Source organism: Vibrio sp. 2096 (genome assembly GCF_033339595.1).
In the GTDB taxonomy this organism is placed as follows: domain Bacteria; phylum Pseudomonadota; class Gammaproteobacteria; order Enterobacterales; family Vibrionaceae; genus Vibrio; species Vibrio alginolyticus.
The window spans coordinates 1-1,100 of the sequence record NZ_JAWOUX010000095.1 but is presented as its reverse complement, the minus strand read 5'-3'; the positions used below and the strand labels follow the sequence as shown (position 1 = coordinate 1,100).

The following is a 1,100-nucleotide window of genomic DNA, read 5'->3' as shown; positions in this document are numbered from 1 at the left end:
GAATTGAGAGTACAGAATTTGATCCGGATTTGAACGGTCAATCTGAGCAACAATTGTGTATACCACTTCCACATTCGGCGGAAGTTGAGCGTTAGTATCTAAATCAAGGTTGTCTGAGAAGCTGCCGACATCGGTGTAAGCAGGATTGCCGTTCAACAAAGGATCGTCAGACTTGATTTCAGCACTAATAGTCCAAGCCTTGAAAACTGGCTTAGTGACGCCATTTGGCTCCAAAATTTCAGCCGTGATGGTTGATATCGCATCTTTGACTTGCACATTGGTTGCATAGCCGTTTTCTTTCGCATTTTTCACACTGATTTCAAACGTCACTTCGTTGTCCAGCTTGGAATACGAGGTTTGCTTTGTATCAAAACTGGTATCGGTGTTCGTTTTAACACGCTTGTTAACCTCGATCGCGAAATCACGCGGATCAGAACCTCGGTCGGCGTACACAGTGCCATCGACCGTCACTTGGTTTTGAATGTGCCCATTCGCCAGAGGATGAGTGTCTGCCACGATGGTGTATTCAATGTAGGAATGTGGCTCAAGCGTCGCAATCACATTCAGGTTGTCGGGATACTTTACTGCCCCAACAATACCGGTGTTGGAAGCCGTCGCGGCTGTACCGTCTGCTTTATATGCGTTTGCAGTAATGGTCCAATCCGAATAGGCGTTGATCGTATTGCCATTAATGTCTTGAGTAGTGATCGCCGAGAGTTCATCCAAAACCTGAACTTGGTTTGCAAAGCCATCACCATCGTTAGTCACTACGATGGTGTAAGTGAGTGTTTGACCCGATGAATAGTAACGACTGTCGACATCTTTACTCACACGCAAGTTGTCGTCAGGAGTTTGAACCCCTGAACCACTTTCGGTCACGTTGTCGTTGGCGCAGCTCGTCGAGTCATCCAAAATAACGCCCATGCTAGCGTCATTGGTTTTTGCGGTAAGTTTGTATTTAACGGTTTTTCCTGGAGCAAGATCGGGCGTCAAAGCAATTGGATTTGAGCTCCATGCTCCATAGCTATACGAACCCGGATCCGAGCCAAGCGCGTCCTCACCCGAAATGACTTCAACTTTCCATTCTTTAAACGCTTGTG

At 46.7% G+C, this 1,100-nt stretch carries 1 protein-coding gene; it reads right to left on the bottom strand.

Annotation, left to right across the window (positions count from 1 at the left end):
• Window positions 1-1,100 (bottom strand): hypothetical protein (locus tag R7Q41_RS24310; RefSeq protein WP_318144743.1); only part of this gene is annotated, 1,100 nt, incomplete at both ends.